Below are 3,597 nucleotides of genomic sequence, written 5' to 3' on the forward strand. Positions count from 1 at the left end.
CGTTCGTCGAGCAGACGGTCGAGCAGGGCGGTGAATTCGCCGGCGTCGGCCGGCGTCAACGCCGGGCTGGGCCGGGTACCGGGAACGTCGAGTGTGATCAGGGTCGACCGGAAGGGCCGGCCGATGTCCAGCGGCAGCCAGCGGCGCAGGTCCCAACTGCCCCAGATGTGAAATCTGTTCATCAACAAGCCCAGCGGCTCGGCCCGGTAGCCGCGAACATGCGCCAGCGCGATGATCTTAGAGGTTCCTGAAGGGAAATGGTAGCGGCGCAGGGTGATCGCCTCGCGGTCCAACTGGACCAGGCCGTCATCGTAGGAGTCTGCGCTCATTGCCGCGCGCTCCGAAGCTGGTGCCCGCGGGCGGTGATGCAGCGGCCATTTTCCAGGTTCCACTGCCAGCCGTGCAGATTGCAGGTCAGCGTGTTGCCCTCGATGACGCCGAATTTGGACAGGTCGGCCTTCAGATGCGGGCAGCGCCGCTGAATCTCCCAGCCCTCCATGGTGATCGACGCGGAGTCGTCGTGGGTCTCGGCGAACCAGCCGTCCGCGTAGGCGATCCGCTCGGCGGTCAGGCATTTGAAGAACGTGTACAGGTACTCGTTGTAGCCGCCGACCCGCCAGGCCCGGAACCGGGTGGACAGGAAGATGGTGTTGACCCAGTCGGGCTCGTCGTCGCGCAGCACGGTCCGTACCAACTCGGCCGGGATGGCAAAGCCGTAGCGGAACCTTTCGTCGGGAATCGGCTCGCGCACCGTCCGTTTGGGAAAATCCAGCACGACCCGCTCTGCGCCGAGCACCAACTCGACCGGATAGCCGATGCCGTCGCAGACCTCGTTGCCGGCCAGCATGATCGGCTCGAACTTCGCGCGCAGCGGCTCCAGCAGCGAGTCGCCGGCCGCGGGTGCCCAGCGTGCTTTCTCCGCCGCCAGCACCGGCGTCATCCGGGCGGCGTAGTCGGCGATGTAGTCCGCCTTGCCGGTGGTGAAAATTGCCTCAACCTGTTCGGTGGGCAGCGGGTGCTGATGCGAATCCAATTGTCTCCCAGTGAACTCGGCAGTCGAGCCAGGGATCATCAGCAGCGCGCGGTCGTGGCCGTTGCGGCACAGCTGGTCGATAAAGACCATCTGATCCGGAAAGATGTTGGCGGGGTCGCCGTGGTCGTCGTTGAGGTCACGCAGCGCGGGGTCGAGGAAGCACGGCGGTCCGGCCGACGGGATCACCCACGTCGCCCCGACCTGCGCGATGTATTGGCGAGACCGGTCCATCTGACGCTGCCGTTTCTGCATCCCGAACGACTGCTTGGCGCGCTCGGGCATGTCGTAGACCATCGGGTACCAGATCGCACCGGAGTACTGCAGCATGTGCACGTCGATGTGGCCGAACTCAGACGCCAACGCGTCCAGATCGACCGGCCGCGCGTCGTTCATGTTGAACGCGGTCGTGACGCCGTCGCTGACCACCAGCCCCGAGTCGCCGATCGGGCCGTCGGCGGGCGCGCGCAGTGCGATGACCATGATGTCCAACTCGCCCTTGGGGCCACCGATCCGGTGCTTCACCGAATCGGTGGTCTCGAAGAACCGGTGAAATCCCAGCGTCTGCAACGCGTTTTTCAAATCCGGCACCGGGTAGTCCGGCAACAGCACGACCGCGTCCTTGTTGACGTGCTCGGTCAGCAGTTGTGCGTCGAAGTGGTCCTTGTGCAGGTGCGAGACGTACAGGTAGTCGCAGTCACCGAGGGCGTGCCAATCCAGGCCGCGGTTGTCCGGGAACGGAAACCACGACGCGAAATAGGCCGGGTTGACCCACGGGTCGCACAGAATGCTGCCGGCCGCCGTATCGATCCGGAAGCCGGCGTGGCCGACGCTTGTGACCTGCACTGACACCCTTTGGTTGCGATCGTCTGACGTGTTGAGCTTAGCCGCAGACCGGGGAAATGCCGGATCCGCTAGAGCCGCGAAGCCCCGAACACTAGGCTTGAGCACCGTGGAACCGGTATACGGGACAGTGATCGCGCTGGTGCGGCTGACGTGGCGAGTGCAAGGGCTGCGTTTCACGGTCATCGGGCAGCAGAACATCCCTGCCACTGGCGGTGCCGTGATCGCGATCAACCACACCAGCTACTTCGACTTCACCCTCGCCGGGCTGCCCACGTTTCGCGCGCACCGCGAGCGCAAGGTCCGCTTCATGGCCAAGCAGGAAGTCTTCGACAACAAGATCACCGGCCCGATCATGCGGGGCTGCCGGCACATCCCGGTGGACCGGTCCAACGGCGCCGAGTCCTACCAGGCCGCCGTCGACCGGCTCAAGGCCGGTGAACTCGTCGGCGTCTACCCGGAAGCCACGATCAGCCGCAGCTTCGAAATCAAGGACTTCAAGTCGGGTGCCGCCCGGATGGCGATCGAGGCGGGCGTGCCGATCATCCCGCACATCGTCTGGGGCGCCCATCGGATCTGGACCAAAGACCACCCCAAGAAGCTGTTCCGGCCCAAGGTGCCGATCGTGATCGTGGTCGGCGAACCGGTCGCGCCGACGCTGCCGGCGGCCGAGCTGACCGCACTGTTGCACTCGCGGATGCAGCATCTGTTGGAGCAGGCGCAAGACAGCTACCCGGCGCACCCGGCCGGCGAGTGGTGGGTGCCGCACCGGCTCGGCGGTGGTGCGCCCACCCTGGCCGAGGCCGCCCAATCGGACGCCGAAGAAGCCACCCAGCGCGCGGCGGCGCGTGCCGCCCGTGAGGCGGGCCGCTCGGGGTAGCAGCCATGGAGCCGGTGTACCGCACGCTGGAGATCGCGGCCAAGGCCCTGGTCGCGGCGACCGGTACCGCCATCACCTATCAGCACCTCGAACACATCCCGCGCACCGGCGGAGCGGTCATCGCCGTCAACCACACCAGCTACGTCGACTGGGTGCCGGCCGCGTTGGCCGCCAACGCCCGCGGGCGGCGCGTCCGGTACATGATCAAGGCGGAGATGCAGCAGGTGAAGGTCGTCGACTTTTTGATCAAACACACCAAGACCATCCCGGTCGACCGCGGGTCGGGATCGGCTGCCTACGCCGCCGCGGTTCGGCTGCTGCAAGACGGTGAGGTGGTGGGCCTGATGCCGGAAGCAACCATCAGCCGCAGCTTCGAACTCAAAGAGTTCAAGACCGGCGCCGCCCGGATGGCCGTGCAGGCAGGGGTGCCGACGGTGCCGCTGATCGTCTGGGGTGCCCAGCGCATCTGGCCCAAGGACCACCCGCGCGACCTCGGCCGGCGCAAGATCCCGGTGATCGTGGCGGCCGGCCCACCGTTGCCGCCGTCCGGTGATGTCGAGCATCTGGACGCCGCGTTGCGCGAGCGGATGACGTCGCTGCTGTACCGCGTTCAAGAGCAGTATCCGCACCCCGAGGGCGCTTTCTGGGTGCCGCGACGGTTGGGCGGCAGCGCACCTTCGGTGGCGGAGGCAAAAGTTATTGAGGAGACTGAGAAGGCCGAGCGCGCACGAAACCAGGCGGGGCGCGGTGGATAGAAGGAGCAACCGACATGCCAGAGCCCTTTTATCGGTTTGGCGAGTGGGTCGTGCCGCCCGTGGTGGCGATGAACGGGACGAAGTTCACC

4 protein-coding genes are annotated in these 3,597 nt (G+C 66.3%); 2 read left to right on the forward strand and 2 right to left on the reverse strand.

All coding sequences use genetic code 11. From position 1 onward, the window contains the following. Window positions 1-329: hypothetical protein (locus AC2VOG_RS11640; RefSeq protein WP_486940050.1), on the reverse strand; the 329-nt coding region annotated here is incomplete at its 3' end. Beyond that, complete coding sequence (locus tag AC2VOG_RS11645; protein ID WP_486940051.1) at window positions 326-1,876, reverse strand: Rieske 2Fe-2S domain-containing protein; 1,551 nt, start codon at window positions 1,874-1,876, stop codon at window positions 326-328. The genes AC2VOG_RS11640 and AC2VOG_RS11645, both read right to left, overlap by 4 nt. Before the next feature lie 106 nt (window positions 1,877-1,982). On the opposite strand from AC2VOG_RS11645, the gene AC2VOG_RS11650 reads away from it, so the two are divergent. Further along, window positions 1,983-2,753 (forward strand): lysophospholipid acyltransferase family protein, encoded by a 771-nt coding sequence (locus tag AC2VOG_RS11650; RefSeq protein WP_486940052.1) that lies wholly within the window; start codon window positions 1,983-1,985, stop codon window positions 2,751-2,753. Between the two features lie 5 nt (window positions 2,754-2,758). After that, on the forward strand, window positions 2,759-3,508 hold the full coding sequence (locus AC2VOG_RS11655) for a lysophospholipid acyltransferase family protein (protein ID WP_486940053.1): 750 nt from the start codon (window positions 2,759-2,761) through the stop codon (window positions 3,506-3,508). The last annotated feature ends 89 nt before the right edge of the window (window positions 3,509-3,597 follow it).

The sequence above is a fragment of the Mycobacterium sp. TH-M11 genome (genome assembly GCF_057473725.1).

Excerpts from the sequence above, each read along its gene's own strand:
- AC2VOG_RS11655 (WP_486940053.1), top strand. The coding sequence starts at position 2,759 with ATGGAGCCGGTGTACCGCACGCTGGAGATCGCGGCCAAGGCCCTGGTC.